A 22,810-nucleotide genomic window follows, 5' to 3' on the forward strand; every position below is an offset into this window, starting at 1 on the left:
CCCTACGTGGCGACCGTGGCCGTATCCACGACCAACGAGACGACCCCTACCAGAAATCCCTGGCCCGGAGTGATCTCCCTGGCCTTCGCGGCGTCCATCGCCGCCTTGCAGAACACCGCGGTGGTCCCGCTGCTTCCCGTGCTGCAGCGAGAGCTGAACGTCTCGCTCGCCGCCGTGACCTGGACGTTGACGCTCAGCCTGCTGGTCGGCGCGGTGGCCACACCGTTGTTGTCGCGCTTCGGCGACATGTACGGCAGGCGCCGCATGATCCTCGGAGCCCTCGCCCTCCTGGTGATCGGCTCCGTGGTGGCCGCTCTGGCGACGTCACTGACCTGGCTGATCGTGGGCCGCGTGCTCCAAGGGGCGGTGGCCGCATTGGTGCCGCTGTCGATCGGGGTGGTGCGTGACACCTTGCCGCGCAACCAGCTCGCGACCGGGATCGGCGTGCTCAGCGCGACGATGGGGTTCGGCAGCGGGGGCGGGATGATCCTGGCCGGGCCGGCCTCCGGCGACTTCCACCAGCTCTTCTGGATCATCGCCGGGATCTCGCTGGTCGCCGCCGTCGTCGTGGCCTTCCTCGTCCGCGACTCCGGGCCGGCCGGAAACGCCCGCCCCGACCTGCTCGGTGCGGCCCTGCTGGCCACCTGGCTCGTCGCGCTGCTGGTCGCCATCAGCCAGGGCGGCGCCTGGGGCTGGACCTCGCCCGGCGTGCTCGGGCTGTTCGCCGCGGCGGTGGTGCTGGCGGCGGTCTGGGTCCTGGTGGAGCGCAGGGTGGCCGAACCGCTGGTGGAGATGTCGATGCTGACCCACCGGGGCACGGTCGGCGCGACGGTGGCCTCGATGTTGCTCGGCTTCTCGTTCTTCACCATCATGACCGGCGTCTCGGGCTTCGCCCAGGTGCCCGTGAGCACCGGCTACGGCTTCGGCGCCTCCACCTTGCAGGTCGGTCTCTTCCTGCTGCCGAGCACCCTGTTCATGCTGGTGATCTCGCTGTTCGCGGGCCGGATCATGAGCAGGTTCGCGGCGTCGTCCATGGTGGCGACGGGCTCGGCGGTCACCGCGCTGGCCGGCCTGTGGCTCGTCCTCGAGCACAGCACCCCTGCCCACCTGTACGTCGCGTCCTCGCTCATGGGCGTCGGCCTCGGCGTCGGCTACGCGGCGCTCGGCACGATGGCGGTCGAGCACGTGGACCCGGGCAAGACCGCCGTGGCGGCGGGCGTGAACGCGCTGGTGCGCATCGTGGGCGGCAGCACGGCGGGCGCCGTGATCGCCGCCATCCTGGCCGCCCAGCCGGGCGTGCGCGGCTACCAGTGGGTCTTCGGCGTCGCCGCGGCGGCCGGCCTCGTGGCGGCGGTGTTCGCGGCCGTGTACGGCGCCCTGAACCGCAGGCCGATCACAGCGCCGATCACTGGGCCGATCACAGCGCCGATCACTGGGCCGATCACTGGGCCGATCACTGGGCCGGTCACAGGGCCTTCAGGCCGCTGATCACCTCCAGCAGCACCTTGGCGTCGGGAGCGGGCGGCGGCAGCTCGACCTGCACGAGTTGCTGGGCGTGCAGGTCGCCGACCAGCACCCGCACCACACCGATGGGCAGATTCAGCTCGGCGGCGACGTCCACCAGCCGGGTCGGCTGGGTGCACTTCTGCAGGATGATCAGATGCTCCGGATCGAGCCCGCGCGGCGGCGCCAGGCCGCCGGACGTGATGATCACCGCGATGAGGTCGATGGCCTCGCTCGCGGGCACCGTACGGCCCCTGGTCAGCAGGTAGGCCGGGACGATCGGACCGGCGTCCTCGTCCAGCCAGCGTTCTTCAGTCACTTCGCACCACCCGCATGGGGCGAACAGGCTCGCTCTCCGGAGCCTCGGCCTCTGGTTCGGCCACGTGCTCTTCCGGGATCAACACGATCGCGGTGGTCCCTCCATATGGTGAACCGCGCAAGGTAACGCGGATGTCGTGCCTGGCGGCCAGGCGGGAGACGACGAAAAGGCCCAGCCGGTCGCTGTCGGCCAGGTCGAACTCCGGGAGGCTGGCCAGCCGCTCGTTGTAGTCGGCCAGCTCCTCCTCGCTCATCCCGAACCCGCGGTCCTCCACCTCGATGGCGAAGCCGCGGGCCGCCGCCTCGCCGCGCACGATGACTGGCGTGTGCGCGGGGGAGTAGACGGTCGCGTTCTCGATGAGCTCGGCGATCAGATGGATCATGTCACCGACCACCGGCCCGGTCAGCCGCTGGCCGGGCATCGGCTCGACGACGACGCGCTGGTAGTCCTCCACCTCGGCCGCCGCGCCGCGTACGACGTCGAGCAGCGGCACCGGACGGCTCCAGCCGCGCCCCGGCGTCGCCCCCGACAGGATGATCAGGCCCTCGGCGTGCCGGCGCATCCGGGTGGTCAGGTGGTCGAGCTTGAACAGGTCGTCCAGCGCCTCCGGGTCGGTGGCGCGGTGCTGCATGTCCTGGAGCTGGATGCGCTGGCGGTGCAGCAGCGTCTGGCTGCGCCGGGCCAGGTTGCGGAAGACGTGGCCGACGCCCTCGCTGAGCTGCGCCTGGCCGACCGCGGCCTCGACGGCGGTCTGCTGGACGGTGGAGAACGCCTGGCCGACGTCGTCGATCTCGGCCGTGGTGCTGGCCACCTTCAGCTCCGGTATCTCGACCTTCTCGCCCTTGCGCAGCTTGGCCACCACGTCCGGCAGCCGCTCCTCGGCCACCTCCAGCGCGGCCTGCCGGAGCGTGGCCAGCTCCTTCGACAGCCGCGTGCCCATGCGCAGCGAGAACGCGATCGACACGACGACCAGCGCCAGCGCCGTGCCGGCCAGCAGGAACGCCCGCGCCAGCACCTGGTCGGCGATCGGGTCGGCCCGCTCGTTCAGCATCGCGCTGGCCCGCAGCTGGGCGTCGTCGAAGGCCTCGGCCAGCGACTCCGTCGTGGCGAGCCAGTCCCGCGGCACGCCGCCGGCCACGATCTGGTCCTCCATCATCCGCATCCGCTGGTAGTCGCGGGAGGTGATGAGGGCGATCTGGGGGTCGCGCAGGGCGGGGTCGAGGTCGGCGAGCGCCTGGTCGACGAGGAAGCGCCGGTTGCCGACGAGCTGGCCGAACAGCCTGCGCTCCGCCGCGTCGGCCCGGCCGATGCCGAGGGCCTGCTCCCGCGTCAGCAGCTCCTTGGCGTAGCCCATGTCGATGACCAGGCGAGACTGCTCGTAGATCGGGATGTCGTCGATCAGCGCGACCCGCCGGTGCAGGCCGAACAGGGCGTCGACGATGCCGTTGTAGGACTCCACGGTGTGCAGACGGTCTGACAGGCCCGTGTCGATCTCACCACGGATCGCGTCGAGCCTGTCGAGTTGCGTGTACACCGCGTCCACTTGCGTGCGGATCTCTTCCGATCGCTCCTTGGAGTTGCCCGAGAACTGCTTGAACGCGTCGCCCGCCGCGTCGGTGCGCAGACGCTGCGCGTTGACCGCGGACTTTTCCGCCGCGCTGCGCAGCAGCTGGGCCGACACCAGGCGTTCACGCTGGATTTCGCTGATCAGTTTGTACGCGGGAAGACGGAGGTTCGTCCAGACTGTCTTGTACTGACGCAGCTCCAAGCTCTCGGTTGCGGTGACGGCGGTGATGACCCCCCACAACACCACCATGGAGGCCAGCGGCACCAGGAGGAGTCCGATGATCTTCATGCGGATCGTTCGGCTACGACCCATGGCACCTCACTCCGGTCGGTCCCCTGCTGGCAACCCCGGACGGGACAAGCCCCGAGGATAGCAATTCGATCACCCAAATGCCCAATTTTTCGGGACTTTTGGACAGGTTGCGGCGTCCAGGGTGATCTTGGAGTAGCGTTCCCGCGTACATCCGTGAGAGAGGGAGACGCGTTGCGCCGTCGATTCGCCGCGGCCGTCGCGCTGCTCCTCCTCATGGCCTGCTCCCCGCCCCCGGAGCCGCAACGGGCGCCCGTGGGGGAGTCCCCTTTCGTGTACGTCCGCAACACCGACATCATCACCGAGTGGGACCCGAGCCGTTCCTACTCCAGTGAGATCGTCGCCTTCCAGAACGTCTACGAGACCCTCACACTCTGGAACCCGGTCACCAAGAAGGCCGCGCCCCGGCTGGCCACGTCATGGCGCGCGTCGTCCGACGGCCGGACGTGGACGTTCGCCCTGCGCCCCGGCGTCACCTTCCACACCGGCAGGACGCTGGACGCCGCCGCGGTCAAGTCGTCCATCGAGCGGACCATGCGCTCGGAGACCGGCGCCTCCTACATCTGGGACGCCGTCTCCTCCATCCGCGCCGACGACCCGCTCACGGTGACGTTCGCGCTGAAGTACCCCGTCCCGCTGGACCTGGTGGCCTCCGCCGGGTACGCCGCCTACATCTACGACACCAAGGCGGCCCCCGACCTGGCGGCGTGGTTCCGGCAGGGCAGGGACGCGGGCTCAGGGCCGTACACCGTGGCCGGCTGGAAGCGGGGCCAGGAGGACGAGCTCAGCCTCAAGGCGTACGGCGACTACTGGGGCGGCTGGCGGCGGCCGCACTACACCACGGTCACGTTCAAGGTCGTGCGCGATCCCGAGCGCGCGTACGAGATGCTGCGGCGCGGCGCGGCCACCTTCGTCGACCGGCTCGACGCGACACTGTTCGGCCAGGCGTCGGCCGCGCCCGGCGTGCGGACCTCGGAGCGGCCGTCGTTCACGACCGCGATGCTGCTGTTCAACACCGCGGACGGGCCGATGCGGGACGTACGGGTGCGCCGCGCCGTGCAGCGGGCGATCGACTACCGAGGCCTGGTGCGGGAGCTCAAGGGCTCGGTGATGTCGGCCGGCGGCGTCATCCCGGAAGGGCTGCTCGGCCACGTGCCCGGGCGGGTGCCCCGGCAGGACCTGGACGCCGCCGCCCGCCTGCTCCGGCAGGCCGGTTACGGCCCCGGCGGACGGCCGCTGCGGCTGCTGCTGACGTACGCCGCAGGGGACGCCGACCAGGAGGCGCTCGTCCGGCGGCTGCGCGCGACGCTGCGGCGGCTCGACGTCACCCTCCGGGCCCGCGCCATGCCGTGGAACGAGCAGTGGGAGCTGGGCAAGAAGGGCGGTCAGGACATCTTCGTCATGTACTGGTGGCCCGACTACGCCGACGGCTACTCCTACTTCGGCAACGTCTTCCGCAGCGCCGACCCGCCGGAGCTCAACCTCGCCTACCTGCGGGACCAAGGACTGGACGCGCTGCTCGACACGCTGCCCGAGCTGACGGTGACCGACCGCCCGGCGGCGCAGCGGGCGTACGAACAGGCCACGGAGCGGGTGCTCGACCAGCGCGCCGCCGCCGCGCTGCCCTGGGTCGCCACGGCGCGCCGCGCGTACTTCGCCGGCGTCCAGGGCTACGACGACAACCCCGCCTACCCGGACGTCGTCTTCATCCACACCCTCCGCCCCTCGGCCTAGGGATACGCGGCCGCGTATCCTGCCTTTTCCCGGCGGCGGCGGAGTCAGGCGCCCTCGACCCGTTCCCGCAGTCGGGTCTTGATCTCTTCCGGGGTGTACGAGCGGCGGCGCCGTTCGGCGCGGGCGATCACCACCCCCGTGGCGGCAACCCCCATGATTCCGGCCAGACCCAGCATTTTCCACCAGCGCATGTGCCTAGGCTAGCCTCGTGCTGACTCTCGACGAGGCCGTGAAGGTGACGCGGACCGGCGACGTGTGGATCTTCCGCGGCCGTTCGGCCCCCGACCGCGCCATCCAGACGATGACCAACAGCCCGGTCAACCACGTGGGCATGGCCATCGTGATCGAGGACCTGCCACCCATGATGTGGCACGCCGAGCTCGGCAAGTCGCTGCCCGACCTGTGGTCCGGCACCCACCACCGCGGCGTCCAGCTGCACGACCTGCGCGACGCGGTGACGGTGTGGGCCGACAGGTACGGCCAGCGCGCCTGGCTGCGCCAGCTCGACCCCGAGGTGACGCCCGAGATGGAGGACGCCGCCCTGCGTACGGTGGCCAGGCTCGACGGCACCCCGTTCCCGTCCACCGCCCGGCTGGCCGCCCGCTGGGCCAGGGGCCGCATCCCGCGCAGGAGCCGCAGGGAGCAGACCCTGGAGAGCGCCTACTGCGCCGAGATCGTGGCCGTCACCTACGAGGCGATGGGGCTGCTGCCGTCCGGCCGCCGCCCCAACTGGTACGACCCGGGCCGCTTCTGGAGCGGAGACGACCTCGACCTGCTCACCGGCCGCCGCCTCGGCAACGAGATCGCCGTCGCCGTCGAACGCACCCCGCGCGCCTGACCCGGAGACGGCATCCAGGAGAGGGCTCGAACGGCCGGCCCGTGAGTTTGGCATGCACATCCCAGGGCAGCGCACGACGGTCATCGCCGCACTCACGGCATTCTGCGAAATCTCACCGTGTAAGGAGTACGTGCCGATGACCGCCGCACCCTCTTCGGACAACGAGTTCGCCGGAAAGGTCGCCATCGTCACGGGCACCGCCAGCGGCATCGGCCGCGCGACCGCCGAGTTGCTGCGCGCACGCGGCGCGAGGGTGGTCGCCGAGGACCGGAACCCTGACGTCGAGGCGCTGGCCGGACCGGGCATCGTCCCTCTGGTGGCCGACGTGTCGAAGGAGGACAGCGCGCGGCGGGCGGTCGCCCTCGCACGGGACGAATTCGGCACGCTCGACATCCTGGTGAACAACGCCGGGATCATCATCTACAAGCCTGTCCTCGACATGACCTTGCAGGACTGGGAGTCGATTCTGGCCGTCAACGTCACCGGCGCCTTCCTCCACTCCCGCGAAGCCGTACGCGCCATGTCCGCCCAAGGATCAGGCGCCATCGTGAACGTCGGCTCCTACGCCTGCTTCCAGACGTTCCCCACCATCGGCGCCTATGCCGCCTCGAAGGGAGCCCTCGCCCAGCTGACCCGGACCCTGGCGCTGGAGGCCATCGAGAACGGCATCCGCGTCAACGCGGTCAGCTCCGGGGACGTGGTGACGAACATCCTCGACGACGTACGCGAAAACGGCCGCGAGTTCCTCGCCGAGCACGGGAGAAGCACCCCGATCGGGCGGGCCGCGCAACCCGAGGAGATCGCCGAAGTGATCGCGTTCCTCGCCTCCGACCGCGCCCGCTACCTGGTCGGCTCCATCGTGATGGCGGACGGCGGGATGAGCGTCGTCGCGGGGTGAGATCACGTGATCCCGCACCGCCTGGTCTAATCCCGCCATGACTTCTGTGAACGTCGCCCTGATCGGCATCGGCAACTGCGCCTCCTCGCTCGTCCAGGGCGTCGAGTACTACCGCGCCGGCACGGCCCCCGGTCTGCGCAACCCGGTCTGCGCCGGGTACGCGGTCTCGCAGGTGCGCTTCACCGCGGCCTTCGACGTCGGCGCGGCCAAGCTGGGCCGCGACCTGTCGGAGGCGATCTGGGCCCCGCCGAACAACGCCCGTGCCTTCGCCGAGGTGCCCCGTCTCGGCGTGCCCGTGGTGGAAGGCGTCCTGGCCGACGGCGTGGGCCCCGGCTCGGCCGCCCTGGTGGAGCCGCGCGGCGGCGCGACGCCCGCCGAGATCGCCGAGCACCTGCGCGCCACGGGCACCCACGTCGTGCTCAACTTCCTGCCGACCGGCGCCCAGCGCGCCGCCGAGCTGTACGCGGGCGCGGCCATCGAGGCCGGCTGCGCGTTCGTCAACGGCATGCCGGCCCGGCTGGCCCGCTCGCCGGAGTGGCGGCGGCGCTTCGCCGAGGCCGGGCTGCCGCTGGTGGGCGACGACCTGAAGAGCTCGTTCGGGGCGACGCTGGTGCACCGCGCCCTGGTGGACGCCCTGGCCGGCGGCGGGGTGACCCTCACCGGCGGCCACCAGCTGCTCGGCGGCGGCAACATGGACTTCGTCAACCTCGAGGACGCCTCCCGCATGGCGGCCAAGAAGGCGACCAAGGAGACGGGCGCCGGCGCGTCCACGCACGTCGGAGCGCAGTACGTGCCGTTCATGGAAGACCGCAAGGTCGCCTACATCCGGCTGGACGGGGAGGGCTTCGGCGGCTCCCCGCTGGAGGTCGAGCTGCGCATGGTCGTCGAGGACTCGCCCAGCGCCGCCGGCAACGCCCTCGACGCCGTCCGGCACGCCAAGGCGGCCATGGACGAGGGGGTGAGCGGTTTACTGGAGGTGTCAAATGCGCTGATGAAGGCGGTATGACGCATTATGCTCGTCCGCAATGGACATCCGCGTACTCGGCCCTGTCGAGGTGTGCGACGACGGCGCCCGGATTCCGATCGAGGGGGCGCAACAGCAGTGCGTCCTCGGGCTGCTGGCGTCTCACCACGGCGCGTACGTGCCGGTGGACCGGCTGATCGAGGCGCTGTGGGAGGACGATCCGCCCAAGACCGCCAAGACGATCGTCCAGCTCAAGGTGTCGCAGCTGCGCAAGACGCTGGGCGGCCGGATCGCCAGCACCACGGCCGGCTACTCGCTCGACGTGCCGGCCGAGGAGGTCGACCTGGCCCGCTTCCGCCGCCTGGCCGCCGAAGGACGCGCGGCCGGACGCCCCGAGCTCGCGGCGGACGCCTGGCAGCGCGCGCTGGCGCTCTGGCGCGGCCAGCCGCTCCAGGGCCTCGGCACCGCCTGGGTCGAGCAGCGCGTCCGCGTCCCCCTGCTGCGTGAACGCTGGGACCTCATCGAGGAGCACGCCGCCGCCCTGATCGAGCTGGGCCGCCACCGCGAGGTCCCCGCGCTGCTCCAGGAGATCAGGGACGAGGAGCCGCTCAGGGAGACGCCGCACGCCCTCGTCATGACGGCGCTCTGGCACGACGGCCGCACCGCCGAGGCGCTGGAGCTCTTCCACGACGTGCAGCGGCTGCTCGCGACCGAGCTGGGCGTCGACCCCGGTCCGCGTCTGCGCGACCTGCACCAGCGCATCGTCGAAGGCCACCGCCCGGTCGTCCCGCGCCAGCTCCCGAGGGACGTCGCCGGCTTCGTCGGCCGCCGCGCCGAGGCCGAGCGCCTGCGGACGTTGCTGCGCGGCGGCCGGATCGCCGTGGTCACCGGGGTGGCGGGCGTCGGCAAGTCCACGCTGGCCACGCACGTCGGCCACCAGGTCGCCGCCGACTACCCCGACGGCCAGCTGCACGTCGACCTCAACGGCTACGGCCAGGGGGAGCCGCTGACGGTCGCCCGCGTGCTGCCCCGTCTGCTCGGCGCGCTCGGCGTGCCCGCCCCGAACGGCGCCGCCGAGCAGCTCGACCTCTACCGCTCCACGCTGGCCACCCGCCGCGTGCTGCTCGTGCTCGACAACGCCGCCCACGTCGAGCAGGTACGCCCGCTGCTCCCCGGCGGCTCCTCCTGCGCGGTGCTGGTCACCAGCCGCGACACGTTGCGCGGCCTGGCCCTGCAGGGCGCGCAGATCGTCCGGCTGAGCACGCTCACCCCGGATGAGTCCCGAGACCTGCTGGCCGACCTGGTCGGCGACGACCTCGTCCGGGCCGCCCCGGAGGCCGTCGCCGAGCTGGCCGAGCTCTGCGGCCACCTGCCGCTGGCCCTGGCCATCGCGGGCGCCAACCTCATCGGCAGGGCCGGCCTGCGCGACTACATCAAGGAGCTGCACGCCGACCGCTGGAGCACGCTGGCCGTCGAGGGAGACGAGGAGGCCGCGGTCGCCACGGCGTTCGCCCGCTCGTACGCCGCGCTCTCCCCGGACGCGCGCCGGCTGTTCCGGCGCCTCGGGCTGGTGCCCGGCTGCGACTTCACCGCCCAGTCCGCCGCCCGGATGGCCGGCGTCGAGCCGGCCGCCGCCCGGCGGCTGCTGTCCGGGCTCGTCTCCGCCCACCTCGTCGAGGAGCACGCGCCCGGCCGCTACCGGCTGCACGACCTCGTCGGCCTCTACGCCCGCGAGCGGTGCACGCCCGGCGAGGACGACCCGGCGCGGCTGCACGCGTACTACCTGCACACCGCGCGGGCCGCCGCGCCGCTGCTCGCACCCTCCATCGACCTGCTGCCGCTGACGGCAGACGACCCGCCCCGCGACGGGGAGGAGTTCGACGGGGCCGAGGCCGCGCAGGCCTGGTTCCGCGCCGAGCAGCACAACCTGCTCGCGATGATCGACAACGCCCGCGGCCGGCTGTGCTGGCGGCTGGTGGAGACGCTGCGCGCCTTCATGTACGGCGGCTACCATCCCGAGGTCGTCATGTCGCTCGCCGCCCGCGCACTGTCCGAGGCCGAGCGGGCGGACGACCGCGCCGGCCAGGCCAGCATGCACCACACGCTGGCCAACGCCCGGTTCGTGCTGAACGAGCCGCGCCCGGCCATCCGGCACTGCCAGATCGCCGCCGAACTCTACGAGGAGGTCGGCTGGCGGACCGGCACCCTCGTGACGCTCACGAACCTCGTCGTGATCAGCGCCAACCTCGGCGACCTCCAGCAGAGCACGGCCGGCCACGAGCACATCATCAAGTTGTGGGAGTCCTTCGAGCCGTCCACGAAGCTCGCCGCGACCCTGGAGAACTACGCCATCAAGCTCCTGTGGGCCGGACGCCCCCGCGAGGCGCTGGCCCGGCAGCTGCGCTCGATCCGCATCCGGCTCGACCTCGGCGAGCCGCCCGTCTGGAAGGCCCGCGCGTACTCCGTCGTCGGCGACATCCATCTCGCGCTGGGCGACGTCGAGGCCGCGCTGGAGGCGTTCGGGGAGGGGCTGAGCACGGCCGAGGACGGCCGGCTCGCCGGGACGCTGTCCAGCGCCGCCCTCGCCCACCACCTCAAGGGCGACTGCGCGAGGGCCGCCGACCTGGCCAGGCAGGCCGTGCACGTGGCGCGCGCCCGGGGCCTGGGCAGCGAGTACGACGAGGCGCGCGGCACGCTCGCCCGCGTGGACACCTCGCTCGACCTCGCCGAACGCGTCCGGTTGCTGGAGGGCGTGCTGGGCGCGTACCAGGAGAGGACATACCCGCACCTCGACACGCGCACCCGGGTGTGGCTGGCCGAGGTGCTCCTCGAAGGCGGGCGGCGGGAGGCCGCCGCCGCCCACGCCAGGCAGGCCCGCGACGCCGCCATCCGGTACGGCATGCGGCGGCTGGAGGGCCAGGCGCTCACCCTGCTCGCCCGCATCCACCCCGACCGCCGCGACTACGCCAAGAGGGCCGTCGAGCTGCACCGCGAGTTCGGCCACCGGCTCGACGAGGCCGCCGCGCTGGCCGTGCTCGCATCATGACCCGGCCGTACGGGCCGCCAGGAGACTCTCGAACGTGGCCCGCAGCTCGTGCCCCGGGTCCACGCCGAGCTGCTCGGCCAGCAGCCGACGGGTGCGGTCGTACAGCTCCAGCGCCTCCGCCTGGCGGCCCACGCGGTAGAGGGCCGTCATCAGCAGCGAGACCAGCCGCTCCTGGTGCGGCGCGGCCGTCACGATCGCGCGCAGCCGCGGGAGGACGCGCTCCGGCCGGCCCAGCCTGAGCCGCCTGCGGGCCAGCTCCTCCACGGCTCGCAGGCGCGTCTCCTCCAGCGCGACTGCCGCCACCTCCAGCGTCTTGCCACCCCCCGATCCGCCGAGCGCCGGGCCCTGCCACAGGCACAGCGCCTCCTCCAGCAGGTCGGCGCCGGCCTCGTCCCCCTGGCCGGCGGCCCCGTCGACCAGCCGTTGGAAGCGCAGCGCGTCCACCCGCCCGGGGTCGGCGCGCAGCACGTACCCCGACGGGACCGTCTCCACCCGCGTGCCCTCCAGGACGCGGCGCAGCCGGTACACATGTCCCTGCACGGTCATCCGCGCACTGTCCGGGGGATCGCCCTCCCATACGGCGTCGATCAGCCGCTCCACCGGCACCGGACGGTTCAGGTCCAGCAGCAGCGCGGCCAGCACGTAACGACGCTTGCGCGGCCCGAGATCCAGGCGGCGTCCCCTGACATAGGCATCGATGGACCCGAGCAGGCGAAACTCCAAATGATCCATCTGTCACAGCATGCCGTCTCGCACTAAAACACCACTAAACCGCTCCCGCACCAACGGAACGCCAACGGGATCTGTCAGGGTCTCTGCTTCACGATCGGCTCCTACACAGGAAGAGACCCACCTTGATCACGAAAAAGGCCGCGATCGCCGTCATGGCCGGTTCGCTGCTCGCGGGCTCGATGGCCACCATCGCCCTGGCGCCGGTCGCCGGCGCCACAGCCGAGACCGGCATGCGGACCGTCGGCATCCAGGCCAAGGACCGGCTCGGGCCGGGCGAGTGGCTGCTGCCCGGCCAGTCGCTCACCTCCGGGGGCGGCCGGTTCAAGCTGATCCAGCAGGCCCAGGGCAACCTCGTGTTCTACGACGGCACCAAGGCCCTGTGGACCTCGCCCACCGCCGGCAGGCCCGGCGCCCGCACGACCATGCAGAAGGAGGGCAACCTGGTCATCTACGGCGCCGACAACAAGCCGCTGTGGTCGACGCCGACCGCCGGCAACCCCGGCGCGTACCTGCAGCTGCCCCGGGTCGAGCGGCAACCTGGTGATCTACGCCCGCGACAACCGGCCGCTGTGGTCGTCGCAGGCGTACATCGGCAAGCTGCCCTCCGGGCACGTCCTGCGCCCCGGCCAGGTCGTCCAGTCGGCCAACGGCCGCTACCGGCTGCTCCAGCAGGACGAGGGCAACGCCGTCCTGTACGACGGCCGGCGCGCGCTGTTCACCACGCCGACGGCCGGGCACCCGGGGGCGCGCTCGATCATGCAGGAGGAGGGTAACTGGGTCGTGGTGGACCGGAACGACAAGGCCCTGTGGTCCACGAAGACGGCCGGCAACCCGGGCGCGTGGCTGGCGGTCGCCAACGACGGCCGGATCATCATCTACAGCCGCGCCAACAAGCCCCTCTGGACCAGCCGCTGACCTTCGCGTCCGGCGGCGGGGTGCCGCCCAGAGGCTTCCGCTGACGACCAAATAGTCGGCATTCGCGGCAGAGATGCGGAATGCTGGGCCGATGCGGCATCCGGTGAACGTGCTGACCACACGCTGGTCGGCGGCCTGCTCGGGGGAGTCGGCGGTCATGTCGGGGGCGGGCGTGTGGCCGCTGCTCGCCTACCTCGCCTCGGCCGCCGCCGGACCGGGACGAGCCGAACTAGAGGACGCCGTCGGCGTCCCGGCCCGCCACGCCGCCCAGGCGGCCGCCGATGTCCTGACCACCGTGCAGGGCCCGGCCGTACGCTCGGCCATCGGACTGTGGTCCGCACGTGACCTGCCGCTGCGGCCGTCCTGGCTCGCCGCGCTGCCCGCGGGGTTGCGCGGCGAGCTGACCGGCGACCCCGTCGTGGACGGGAAGGCCCTCGACTCCTGGGCGGCCGAGCGGACCGGCGGCCTCGTCCCCGCCATGCCGATCGCGGTGTCCGAGGACACGCTGCTGGTGCCGGCCGCGGCGCTCGCCGTCGCGACGAGGTGGCTGCGTCCGTTCCTGGAAGGTGCCGGGGAGTTCCCCGACGGTCCCTGGGCCGGACGCGAGCTCGCCGTCCTGTACCGGCGCACGGCTGTGCTCGACCGGCTCCGCGTCGCCGCCACCCCCGTGGGCCCGCTCACCATGCTGCGCGTCATGGGCACGGGCGGCGTCGACGTCCACCTCGTGCTCGGCGTACGGGACGAGCCGGGCGAGGTGCTCCCCGCCGCCATCCGGGTCCTCGACGACGGCGCCCAGTTCCTCCCGTTGGAGGAGGGACCCGGGGTGAGCGTCGCCTACGTCCGCGCTACCGAGCCCGGCGACCGGCTTGACGTCACCGTGCCCCGCTTCACCGTCGCCTCCACGCATGACCTGCTGCGCCTGCCCGAGGTGTTCGGCCTGGCCACGGTCAGCGACATGAGCCACGGTCACCCGGGCATCAGCCCCGAACCGCTGGCGGTCGGCCAGGCCGCGCAGGCCGCCGTCGCCGTCTTCAGCGCGACCGGGTTCGAGTCGGCCTCGGTCACGGCGTTCGAGGCCGTCGCCGGGGGCGCGCCGCCGCCTGAGCCGTACCGGATCAAAAGGGTGCAGGCCGTGTACGGCCGCCCGTTCGGCTTCCTCGCGGTCGAGCGCCGCGGCGGAACGGTCCTCACCGCGGGCTGGGTCGCGGACCCGAACCGGGAGCCGCGATGGCAGGCTAGAGAGATGCGCCTGGCTACCTGGAACGTGAACTCGGTCAAGGCACGGCTGCCCCGCCTGCTCGACTGGCTGGCCGAGGTCAAGCCCGACATCGTGTGCCTGCAGGAGACGAAGTGCCCCGCGGAGGCGTTCCCCTCCGCGGAGGTGAGCGCGCTCGGGTACGCCGCCGCGGCCCACGGCGACGGGCGGTGGAACGGCGTCGCGCTGCTGTCCAGGCTCGGGCTCGACGATGTGACGCTGAGCTTCCCCGGCGAGCCGGGCTTCGCGGAGCTCGACGGGGTCGGCGCCGCCCGCCCCGAGGCCCGCGCGATCGGCGCGACCTGCGGCGGCCTGCACGTCTGGTCCGTGTACGCGCCCAACGGCCGTACGGTCGACTCGCCGCACTACGCGTACAAGCTGGCCTGGTTCGCCGCGCTGCGGGACGCCCTCGCGCCCGAGATCGCGGCCGGGCCGCTCGTGGTGTGCGGCGACTTCAACGTGGCCCCGACCGACGCCGACGTGTGGGACCCGGCGCTCTTCGTCGGCTCCACCCACGTCACGCCCGCCGAACGGGAGGCCCTGGCCGGGCTGCGCGCGCTCGGGCTGCATGACGTGGTGCCGACGCCGATGAAGGGGCCGCACCCGTTCACGTACTGGGATTATCGGGCGGGGATGTTCCACAAGAACATGGGCATGCGCATCGACCTCGTCTACGCCACCGCCGACGTGACCGGACGCGTCCGCTCGGCCTACGTCGACCGCGAGGCCCGCAAGGGCAAGACCCCCTCCGACCACGCCCCCATCGTGATCGACCTGGACCCCCTCACCCTCTGAAAGTCCAGGCGAAGCCGTCAGACGCCAACCGGTCGGTGTGCACTGCCGGCTGGACGAGCAGCCAACTCGACCGCCCCGGCGCTGGTCGAAGCCTCAAGCGCCTGCTGGACGCACGCCCGCAGTCCCGAGCCGTCGAGAACGGCACGTCCGAGACCCACGCGGCACCTACGACGCGCCACCGGCCCTGCGGCTGAAGGCGCGTCTGAGGCCCCAGGCGGTGACCACCGCCACCCCCGCCGCCGCGAGGCTGACCGCGCTGGTCAGGCGGGCGGCTCGGCGGATGTCCTGGACGTCCGGCCGCGGTCCGTCGCCCATCGTGGGACGGCTCTCCGTGCGCCCGCCGTAGACGTTCTCGCCGCCCAGCGTGACCCCGAGCGCCCCGGCGAACGCGGCCTCGCACCGGCCGGCGTTCGGGCTGGGATGCCGGTGGCCGTCCCGCCGCAGCATGGCGCGCGCCCCCGCCGGGTCCGGCCCGGTCAGGACGGTGAGCACACCGGTCACCCGGGCGGGGACGTAGTTCGCGACGTCGTCCAGCCGCGCCGCCGCCCACCCGAACCGCTCATACCGCGGCGAACGGTGACCCACCATCGCATCCAGCGTGTTGACCGCCCGGTACGCCAGCAGCCCCGGCACCCCCGCCACCGCACCCCAGAGCAGCGGGGCCACGACGGCGTCGGAGGTGTTCTCGGCCAGCGACTCGACCGTGGCGCGGGCCAGCTCCTTGGCGTCCAGGTTCGACGGGTCCCGGCCGCACAGGTGGGGGAGACGGGCCCTGGCGCGTTCGACATCCCCGGCTTCGAGCGCGTCGGCCATGAACGTGCCCTCGCGAGCCAGCGTCGTGCCGCCCAGCACCGCCCAGGTGGCCACGGCGGTGACCGCCGTACGCGTGGCCCGCCCCGGCGCCTTCACCGCCAGCAGGCCGAGCCCGGCGGCACCCCCGACGCAGAGCGCGACGTGCAGGACGCCGCGCGCACGGTCGTCGGCGTACAGGGACTTCTCCAACCGGGCGGCGGCCCGTCCGAACACGGCGACCGGGTGGGCGGGACTCTGCGGGTCGGCCACGAGCCGGTCAAGGGCCACGCCGAGGGCGAGGCCCAGAGGATCACACCAAATGGGCATAAAGCTCATCTTCGTGTACGTCCAGCCATGCGCTCGCCCGGCGGATGCGCTGGCCCGCGCCGCCCGCCCACATCTTCGCCCAGTTCCCGCCGACGGCGGCGCGGGCGTGCATGGCGGCGTACGAGCGGTGGAAGCGCAGCCGGGCCACGTCGAGAAGCCGGCGACGGTCACGGGCCGGGACGCCGTACGCGTCGCAGAACAGGCGGAGCCGTGCGCCCACGTCGACGGTGCGCAGCAGCGGCGGCCGGTCGACGGGATCAGAGATGGGCGCCCAGTGCCGCAGCGCGGTGACAACGTCGAAGAGCCGTGTCGTGGGCCGCGCAAGCTCAAAGTCGATCAACGCCACCGGACGGCCCTGGCCGCGGAAAACCACGTTCTCCGGCGTCAGATCACAGTGCCCGATGACTTCCGGCGCCCTGTCGTCGTTCGACCCGCTTTCCCACCCGTCCAGGCTCAGCGGGAACCCGACGGTCGCATCGTGATAGCTGCGCAACAACCCGGCCAACCCCACCAGCGCCTCATCCGACGCGCTGCCCACCCGCAACCCGGTCGTCCCCGGGACGAAGGTGAGGACCTCGCGCCCGAACTCGTCCATCCCCACCACCCGAGGCGCCCCGTCGAACCCGACGGCCTCCAGATGTTTCAGCAGGGCATGCACGGCGGGCGTCGACGCACTGGCCGGTCTGCGCACGGTGTCCCCGACGCGCACCACTCCATCCGTCACATCCCCGCCCTGCAGGGGAATCTCATGCAGGAGCGTCGCGACCATGCCACGAGAGCTTAAACCCGTTCCCCCCACCCGCGCCCCACTTTTCCCTCTCCCCCCAATAGATCCCCCACCCGCACCCCCGCCCGCACCGCCACGAAGCACCCACCCTCCACTGCGACACCCATGCCCCCGACCACCCTGCCCCCAAGAGTTGTGACCGGCCTGACAGACTGACACCGGAAACGTGTGCGTGACATGTCGCCGGATCATGCACAATAAGGCGGGAGCGCCCTTAGCTCAGCTGGATAGAGCACCGGACTTCTAATCCGACGGTCGCAGGTTCGAATCCTGCAGGGCGCGCTTTTTTCGGGCCTCTGACCTGGTGTTTCTCGGCGGGGCTCCGACGGCGGCGGAACGACGGCCGCAGGGGAGACCGAAGGGAGACCGCGAGTCTCGGGCACCTCTGCCACCTCGGCCGCCATCTGGGAGACCTGGCTCTTGGAGATGTACTTGATCCCGAGCTGCTCGATGAGTTTGTCGACGCGCCGGGTCGAGACGCCCAGCAGGTAGCTGGTGGCCACCACGCTGATCAACGCCTGTTCGGCCCGTCGCCGGCGTTCCAGCAGCCAGTCCGGGAAGTAGGAGCCCTGCCGCAGTTTCAGGATGTCCAGGTCGATCGTGCCTGCCCGGGTGTCCCACTCCCGCGTGCGGTAGCCGTTGCGCCGGTTGGTCCGCTCCTGGCTGCGTTCGCCGTAGCCGGCGCCGCACGCGTTGTCGGCCTCGGCAGACATCAACGCTTCGGCCATGGTCTTCACCATGGATCGCAACAGATCCGGGTGTCCGGTCTCGAGCTGCCGGGCCAGGGTCGAGCCGTCCCGGCAGCGGGCCAAGGCGGGCAGGTTCCGGCCGGACTTGCAGCGCACCAGCAGGTCGGCGCCGGTGGCGGCCAGCTGGTTGAGCAGATCGGTGGCGGCGAAGTTCCGGTCGCCCAGCAGGAGCATCCCGGCCTGTAGATGCGCGGCCAGGCGACGGGCGTAGTCCAGCTCACCGATCGTGGCGGGGCCGAACACGGCCCCGATGACCGACCGGGTGCCGCAGGCCAGCAGCGCGGTCAGACGTAGTTGCGGGTAACCCGAGATCCCGTTACCGAGCCGCTGGCGGGTGAAGACCGTAAGGTTGGCCGGACAGTCCGGGACCGGCAGCAGGGTGCCATCGACGGCGACCACCCGCAGTCCCCGCCACCATCCAGCGCCGGCAGTCGTCACCGCAGGGCCGCTCACCAGGTCGAACAACGCCTTCATCGGTGCTGCTCCCAGCCGCTGGCGGGCCTGGCGAAGAGCGCTGCCGCTGGGCCGTACCGGCGCCAGACCCGACAATCCCGCGCATAACCGGTCGAACACCTGCAGGTAGCCCAGCCCGGTGAACAACCGTCCCGGCCAGCAGCAGGTACACCGTGACCCGCGCCGGCACCAGCCGGACCCTGCGCTGCAGCGCATGCGTCTGCGCCAGCACCTCATCGACCATCTCGAACGGGACGATCCGGGTCAGTTCGCCCAGATGCCCCGGCGCGAACACCCCCGCGGCTACCCCGACCGTTCTGACTGTGGCAATCTGTTCCAACAGCGGAGCTCCTGTGGTGAGGATGTCTTGGAGTGACAGACCTCTTCTACAGCGGCTCCGCTGCTTTGTTCACCGGTCTTGACGAACAGCCCTCTCCCTGAACTGAACGGCGTTGCGTCTAGAGGCCCTGCCCGTGCCCGGGCTGCTGTTTCACAGGCGGTCACCGATGAAACAACCTCAGTGTCCGCGTTGTCGTCTCTTCGAGTCGGCGGAAGTCCTCGCCACCGCCTACGACACCGGTTCGCGCCTTGACGTACTGGCCGTTGGTCTGTGGCACGTTTCGTTCGTATTCCGGTCCCACCCCTTGAGGAAGCTCTGACCTGCATATCCGTTGAAAATATCGCCGATACTACCGGGACCCCAACAACGGTTACTTAGTCCCAGTCTGGCGCTCGGCGACCAGTTTGAAGACGCGTTTGAACTCCGTGTATGCCTCCTCGCCGACCGCCCGTGCGTGCTCGGCCTCCATCTCCGCGAGGAGGGCGTCCGACTTCACCATGTGATCGCGGCCGAGCTCGGTCGGCACGATGAGCTTCGCCCTACGGTCGGCTGGATCCGGCTGCCGCTCCACGTACCCGAGCGCCACGAGCTCGTCCACCAGGGTGCCGATCACCTGCTTGTGCTGGCCCGACCGCACGGCCAGGTCGGAGGCCCGGCTGCCCTCCACGTCGAGGTAGGCCAGCACGGCCCCGTGCCGCGGCCTGACCTGGGGGTGGCCCATCTCCGACAGCCGGGAGAACAGCTCTTTCTGCAGGCTGAACAGCGTCCGGCTGGACAGGATCCCCAGGTCGGGCAGCTCACGCTTGCGCTCGCTTCTGTGCACTGCACACTCCCATTTAGTCATAAATCTTGACTGTCACAAATACTTACTATATCGTCATCGCATGACGACGACAGTAGAACTCACCAGGTTCCGCGTCTCCGCCGAGCATGCGACGGACCTCGTGGCCGCCCGTGGCCCGATGATCGCGGACTTCCAGGCCGACCGGGACGGATTCCTGGGCGCCAAGCTGGTCCAGCTGCCCGACGGCGAATGGCTGGACATCGTGGAATGGCGTTCGCCGGCCGACTTCGCGGCCTCCCGCACCAAGGGCGGCAATCTGCCCGGAATCCGGGCCTTCTTCGCCCTGATCGACGAACTCGTTTCCACAGAAGAGGGGACATTGCGATGACCATCCTGATCACCGGTGCCAACGGCACCGTCTCCAGCGAGGTACTGCGCTCGCTGCGGGGCACGGCGGACCTGCGGGTGCTGGTACGCGACAGGGCCAAGGCGCCGTCAGGTGTCGAGGTGGCGGTCGGCGACCTCCACCACCCGGAGACGCTGGACCAGGCGTTCGAGGGCGTGGACACGGTGTGGCTGCTGGTCGCCATGGGCCCGGACTCCACGCACGCCAGCAGCAACGCGCTGTGGGCGGCCAGGAAGGCGGGCGTGCGGCACATCGTCCGCATGTCGGCCATCGGCGCGGGGCACGACGCGCCGACCCGCAACGGCCGGCTGCACGTGCTGTCGGACATCGAGCTCGCGGCCTCGGATGTCGGCTGGACCGTCATCCGCCCGGCGTACTTCATGCAGAACATTCTCGGCTCGGTCAACGGCGACACCTTCTACGGTGCTCCCGGGGAGGGCCGGGTCGGCATGATCGACGTGCGGGACATCGCCGACTTCGCCGCCGTCGTGCTTCGTGACCCCTCACGCCACCAGGGGGAAACCTACACGATCACTGGACCGGAGAGAATCAGGCTGCGGGACACGACGGACACGCTGTCGGAGGTGTACGGCAGGCCGATCACCTACCAGCCGGTGAGCCCGGACGACGCCTACCACGTGCTGTTGAAGGCCGGGATGAAGGAGTGGGACGCGGAGGTTACCAAGGAGTACATGACGGCCTACGACGCGGGCTGGGGCGACTACACCACGCCCACGTACACCGCCGTGACGGGCCGTCCGGGCAGGACATTCGCCCAGTTCGCTCGCGACTACGCCGATCAGCTCGGCGGATGAGGCCACGCCGCGGTGGCCGCCGATGCCTGTGATGGACGAAGTTGTCGTCAAGTGGATCCGTCCGTCATGGGCGATCTCGGTCGGCTGTTTCATCGCGGTTGTGTGTTTCCAAGCTGATCGCCGATTCACACGGACGTCGAGTGGCTCAGGAGCGGCCATCTGTGAGTTCCTTCTCGGGTGGCCGCCGTTCCCTCTCGCAGCCGATCGCCCGCCTGGCCGCGCCCGAGGGCGCTCCGGGCGTCTGGATGGTCACCGGATACGACCTGGTCCGCCAAGTCCTCGCCGACCCACGCTTCAGCTCCCGCTACGAGACCCAGTACTACCCGATGGCGGGCGGGCACCTGCCGCCCGCCCCCGTCGGCGACCTGACCGGCATGGACCCGCCCCAGCACACCCGCGTCCGCAAGATGCTGACGGGCAAGTTCACCGTCCGCAGGATGAACCTGCTCACCGAACGGGTCACCGAGATCACCCGTGAACGGCTCGACGCGATGGAGCGGCAGGGGCCGCCCGCCGACCTCGTCGAGGTCTTCGCCCAGCCCGTCCCCGCCCTGATGATCTGCGAGCTGCTCGGCGTGCCGTACGCGGACCGCGACCAGTTCCAGGCCTCCACGCGAAACCTCTCGGAGGCCGGGGAGCCTGAGGCGCAGTACGCCGCATTCATCGAGCTCGGCGAGTATCTGCGGGAACTCGCGCTCGCCAAGCGTGCCAAGCCGACCGACGACCTGCTCAGCGACCTGGCCACGGGCGGCGACCTGACCGACGAGGAGCTGGGGGGCGTGGCCGCCTTCCTGCTCGGCGCCGGCCTCGACACCACAGCCAACATGCTCGCGCTCGGCACCTTCGCCCTGCTGCGCAACCCGGCGCAGCTCGCCGCTCTGCGCGACGACCCCGGCCTGGCCGACAGCGCCGTGGAGGAGCTGCTGCGCTACCTGTCCATCGCCGCCACCGGGCTGCGCGGCGTGCTGGAGGACGTCGACCTCGACGGCGTGCGGGTCAAGGCGGGCGACACGGTCGTGATCGCGATCAACGCCGCCAACAGGGATCCGGCCAAGTTCTCCGAGCCCGACCTGCTCGACCTGCGCCGCTCGGCCGCCGGGCACCTGGCCTTCGGCCATGGCGTCCATCAGTGCCTCGGTCAGCAGCTCGCCCGCGTCGAGATGCGTGTCGCGTTTCCCGCGCTGCTCATCCGCTTCCCGACGCTGCGGCTCGCCGTACCGGCCGAGGAGCTTTCGCTGCGCACCGACCCCTCGCAGGTGTACGGCGTGCACAGCCTGCCCGTCACCTGGGATCGGGGGTGAACGCGATGCGATCCTTCGTCTCGGTGACGGGGCTGCGTAAGTCCTACGGCGCCCACCGCGTCCTGGACGGCATCGACCTCACCATCGCGCAGGGCACCGTCTTCTCGCTGCTCGGCCCGAACGGCGCGGGCAAGACCACCACGGTGCAGATCCTGTCCACCCTGGTCAAGGCCGACGCCGGCGAGATCCGGGTGGCCGGGCACGACCTGGCCACAGAACCCGACAAGGTGCGGGCGGCGATCGGCGTCACCGGCCAGTTCTCCGCGGTCGACAGCTTCCTCACCGGCGAGGAGAACCTGCGGCTCATGGCCGACCTACTCCACCTCGGTCGCTCCCGCGGACGTGAGCGCGCCCGCGAGCTGCTGGAGCGCTTCGACCTTACCGACGCCGCGCGCAAGCCCGCTGCCACCTACTCGGGCGGCATGCGCCGCCGGCTCGACCTCGCCATGACCATGGTCGGCACGCCCCGGCTCATCTTCCTCGACGAGCCGACCACCGGCCTGGACCCGCGCAGCCGCCGCACCATGTGGCAGATCGTCCGCGACCTCGTCCAGCAGGACGGCGTGACCATCTTCCTGACCACCCAATACCTGGACGAGGCCGACGAACTCGCCGACCGCATCGCCCTGCTGAGCCAGGGGCGGCTGGTGGCCGAGGGCACCCCTGCGGAACTCAAGCGTATGGTCCCCGGCGGACACGTCGTCGTACGCTTCGCCGACCCCGACGGTTACCTCAGGGCGGCCTCCCACCTGAAGGCCACCTCGCGCGACGAGGAAGCCCTCACGGTGCAGATCCCCGACACCGGCGTCAGCACGCTGCGCGAACTCCTGGAATGGCTCGACGCACAGGTCATCGACGTCGCCGAGCTGTCGGTGCACACACCCGACCTGGACGACGTCTTCCTCGCCCTGATCGAGGAGTCCTCCGGATGAGAGCGATCACCGACTCCGCGACGATGCTGCGGCGCCAGATCAGGCACATGTGGCGTTACCCCACACTGATCCTCGCCTTCGCGGGCGTCCTGGTGGTGCTCCTGCTGCTGTTCGTCTACGTCCTCGGCGGCATCATGGGCGCCAGGATCGGCGGCGACCGCGCCGCCTACGCCGCTTACATCACCCCGGCATCATGATCATGACGATCGCGAGCGCCGCGCAGTGGACGGCGATCTAGGTGGCCGTGGA

The 22,810-nt window shown here is 71.3% G+C and carries 21 protein-coding genes, 1 tRNA gene and 2 pseudogenes; 14 read left to right on the forward strand and 10 right to left on the reverse strand.

What is annotated here, in order from left to right; translation table 11 throughout:
* The first annotated feature begins 6 nt into the window (after positions 1 to 6).
* Positions 7 to 1,488, forward strand: coding sequence for an MFS transporter (locus tag ACIBP6_RS02985; RefSeq protein ID WP_397048167.1), 1,482 nt, complete (start codon positions 7 to 9; stop codon positions 1,486 to 1,488).
* On the opposite strand, the gene ACIBP6_RS02990 is transcribed toward ACIBP6_RS02985, so the two are convergent.
* Positions 1,466 to 1,822 (reverse strand): DUF742 domain-containing protein, encoded by a 357-nt coding sequence (locus ACIBP6_RS02990; RefSeq protein ID WP_111180280.1) that lies wholly within the window; start codon positions 1,820 to 1,822, stop codon positions 1,466 to 1,468. The two genes, ACIBP6_RS02985 and ACIBP6_RS02990, sit on opposite strands and share 23 nt — an antisense overlap.
* Positions 1,815 to 3,677 (reverse strand): sensor histidine kinase, encoded by a 1,863-nt coding sequence (locus tag ACIBP6_RS02995; protein WP_397048169.1) that lies wholly within the window; start codon positions 3,675 to 3,677, stop codon positions 1,815 to 1,817. Before ACIBP6_RS02995 ends, ACIBP6_RS02990 begins: the two co-directional genes overlap by 8 nt.
* A gap of 195 nt (positions 3,678 to 3,872) precedes the next feature.
* On the opposite strand from ACIBP6_RS02995, the gene ACIBP6_RS03000 reads away from it, so the two are divergent.
* On the forward strand, positions 3,873 to 5,432 hold the full coding sequence (locus tag ACIBP6_RS03000; protein ID WP_397048171.1) for an ABC transporter substrate-binding protein: 1,560 nt from the start codon (positions 3,873 to 3,875) through the stop codon (positions 5,430 to 5,432).
* Between the two features lie 44 nt (positions 5,433 to 5,476).
* Here the strand turns inward: ACIBP6_RS03000 and ACIBP6_RS03005 are convergent, their stop codons facing one another.
* A complete protein-coding gene (locus ACIBP6_RS03005) occupies positions 5,477 to 5,623 on the reverse strand; it encodes a hypothetical protein (protein WP_165969980.1) in 147 nt (48 codons plus the stop codon).
* 20 nt (positions 5,624 to 5,643) lie between these two features.
* Here ACIBP6_RS03005 and ACIBP6_RS03010 point away from each other — a divergent pair, with 20 nt between their 5' ends.
* The 4 genes from ACIBP6_RS03010 to ACIBP6_RS03025 all read left to right on the forward strand — a co-directional run bounded on the left by ACIBP6_RS03010 (position 5,644) and on the right by ACIBP6_RS03025 (position 11,178).
* Positions 5,644 to 6,270, forward strand: coding sequence for a hypothetical protein (locus ACIBP6_RS03010; RefSeq protein WP_397049283.1), 627 nt, complete (start codon positions 5,644 to 5,646; stop codon positions 6,268 to 6,270).
* Between the two features lie 136 nt (positions 6,271 to 6,406).
* A complete protein-coding gene (locus ACIBP6_RS03015) occupies positions 6,407 to 7,168 on the forward strand; it encodes an SDR family NAD(P)-dependent oxidoreductase (protein WP_397048173.1) in 762 nt (253 codons plus the stop codon).
* 37 nt (positions 7,169 to 7,205) lie between these two features.
* The gene (locus tag ACIBP6_RS03020) at positions 7,206 to 8,174 is read left to right on the forward strand and encodes an inositol-3-phosphate synthase (RefSeq protein WP_397048175.1); all 969 of its coding nucleotides are present in this window, start codon (positions 7,206 to 7,208) and stop codon (positions 8,172 to 8,174) included.
* Positions 8,175 to 8,193: 19 nt separating this feature from the next.
* Positions 8,194 to 11,178, forward strand: a complete 2,985-nt coding sequence (locus ACIBP6_RS03025) for an AfsR/SARP family transcriptional regulator (RefSeq protein WP_397048177.1) — start codon at positions 8,194 to 8,196, stop codon at positions 11,176 to 11,178.
* Here the strand turns inward: ACIBP6_RS03025 and ACIBP6_RS03030 are convergent.
* A complete protein-coding gene (locus ACIBP6_RS03030) occupies positions 11,173 to 11,910 on the reverse strand; it encodes an AfsR/SARP family transcriptional regulator (RefSeq protein ID WP_397048179.1) in 738 nt (245 codons plus the stop codon). The genes ACIBP6_RS03025 and ACIBP6_RS03030 overlap by 6 nt on opposite strands.
* 88 nt (positions 11,911 to 11,998) lie before the next feature.
* The gene (locus ACIBP6_RS03035) at positions 11,999 to 12,157 is read right to left on the reverse strand and encodes a hypothetical protein (RefSeq protein ID WP_397048181.1); all 159 of its coding nucleotides are present in this window, start codon (positions 12,155 to 12,157) and stop codon (positions 11,999 to 12,001) included.
* 293 nt (positions 12,158 to 12,450) lie between these two features.
* Between ACIBP6_RS03035 and ACIBP6_RS03040 the strand changes: the two genes are divergently transcribed.
* Both ACIBP6_RS03040 and ACIBP6_RS03045 read left to right on the forward strand, forming a co-directional pair.
* Positions 12,451 to 12,825, forward strand: a complete 375-nt coding sequence (locus ACIBP6_RS03040; protein WP_397048183.1) for a hypothetical protein — start codon at positions 12,451 to 12,453, stop codon at positions 12,823 to 12,825.
* A gap of 91 nt (positions 12,826 to 12,916) precedes the next feature.
* Positions 12,917 to 14,875 (forward strand): exodeoxyribonuclease III, encoded by a 1,959-nt coding sequence (locus ACIBP6_RS03045; RefSeq protein ID WP_397048185.1) that lies wholly within the window; start codon positions 12,917 to 12,919, stop codon positions 14,873 to 14,875.
* 165 nt (positions 14,876 to 15,040) lie between these two features.
* On the opposite strand, the gene ACIBP6_RS03050 is transcribed toward ACIBP6_RS03045, so the two are convergent.
* Both ACIBP6_RS03050 and ACIBP6_RS03055 read right to left on the reverse strand, forming a co-directional pair.
* Positions 15,041 to 15,994 carry a cobalamin biosynthesis protein gene (locus tag ACIBP6_RS03050; protein WP_397048187.1) on the reverse strand — a complete coding sequence of 318 codons (954 nt, stop codon included), beginning with the start codon at positions 15,992 to 15,994 and terminating at the stop codon, positions 15,041 to 15,043.
* A complete protein-coding gene (locus ACIBP6_RS03055) occupies positions 15,978 to 16,763 on the reverse strand; it encodes an aminoglycoside phosphotransferase family protein (protein WP_397048189.1) in 786 nt (261 codons plus the stop codon). The genes ACIBP6_RS03050 and ACIBP6_RS03055 overlap by 17 nt, the downstream gene beginning before the upstream one ends.
* 226 nt (positions 16,764 to 16,989) lie before the next feature.
* Between ACIBP6_RS03055 and ACIBP6_RS03060 the strand changes: the two genes are divergently transcribed.
* A tRNA-Arg gene (locus ACIBP6_RS03060) sits at positions 16,990 to 17,063 on the forward strand.
* A gap of 110 nt (positions 17,064 to 17,173) precedes the next feature.
* On the opposite strand, the pseudogene ACIBP6_RS03065 reads toward ACIBP6_RS03060, so the two are convergent.
* The 3 genes and pseudogenes from ACIBP6_RS03065 to ACIBP6_RS03075 form a co-directional block, all read right to left on the reverse strand.
* Positions 17,174 to 18,199, reverse strand: a pseudogene (locus ACIBP6_RS03065) (transposase); the annotation flags it as partial.
* Positions 18,129 to 18,278: pseudogene (locus ACIBP6_RS03070) on the reverse strand (transposase domain-containing protein); the annotation flags it as partial. The pseudogenes ACIBP6_RS03065 and ACIBP6_RS03070, both read right to left, overlap by 71 nt.
* A gap of 415 nt (positions 18,279 to 18,693) precedes the next feature.
* Positions 18,694 to 19,146 carry a MarR family winged helix-turn-helix transcriptional regulator gene (locus ACIBP6_RS03075; RefSeq protein ID WP_397048191.1) on the reverse strand — a complete coding sequence of 151 codons (453 nt, stop codon included), beginning with the start codon at positions 19,144 to 19,146 and terminating at the stop codon, positions 18,694 to 18,696.
* Positions 19,147 to 19,207: 61 nt separating this feature from the next.
* Between ACIBP6_RS03075 and ACIBP6_RS03080 the strand changes: the two genes are divergently transcribed.
* The 5 genes from ACIBP6_RS03080 (at position 19,208) to ACIBP6_RS03100 (ending at position 22,758) form a co-directional block, all read left to right on the forward strand.
* Positions 19,208 to 19,495 carry an antibiotic biosynthesis monooxygenase family protein gene (locus ACIBP6_RS03080; protein WP_397048192.1) on the forward strand — a complete coding sequence of 96 codons (288 nt, stop codon included), beginning with the start codon at positions 19,208 to 19,210 and terminating at the stop codon, positions 19,493 to 19,495.
* Positions 19,492 to 20,328, forward strand: coding sequence for an SDR family oxidoreductase (locus tag ACIBP6_RS03085; protein ID WP_397048193.1), 837 nt, complete (start codon positions 19,492 to 19,494; stop codon positions 20,326 to 20,328). Before ACIBP6_RS03080 ends, ACIBP6_RS03085 begins: the two co-directional genes overlap by 4 nt.
* Positions 20,329 to 20,489: 161 nt before the next feature.
* Positions 20,490 to 21,629 (forward strand): cytochrome P450, encoded by a 1,140-nt coding sequence (locus ACIBP6_RS03090; RefSeq protein ID WP_397048194.1) that lies wholly within the window; start codon positions 20,490 to 20,492, stop codon positions 21,627 to 21,629.
* A 5-nt stretch (positions 21,630 to 21,634) separates the two neighbouring features.
* Positions 21,635 to 22,561, forward strand: coding sequence for an ATP-binding cassette domain-containing protein (locus ACIBP6_RS03095; RefSeq protein WP_397048195.1), 927 nt, complete (start codon positions 21,635 to 21,637; stop codon positions 22,559 to 22,561).
* Complete coding sequence (locus ACIBP6_RS03100) at positions 22,558 to 22,758, forward strand: hypothetical protein (RefSeq protein WP_397048196.1); 201 nt, start codon at positions 22,558 to 22,560, stop codon at positions 22,756 to 22,758. The genes ACIBP6_RS03095 and ACIBP6_RS03100 overlap by 4 nt, the downstream gene beginning before the upstream one ends.
* Positions 22,759 to 22,810 lie beyond the last annotated feature (52 nt).

The organism is Nonomuraea terrae (genome assembly GCF_044465245.1).
Taxonomy (GTDB): domain Bacteria; phylum Actinomycetota; class Actinomycetes; order Streptosporangiales; family Streptosporangiaceae; genus Nonomuraea; species Nonomuraea terrae.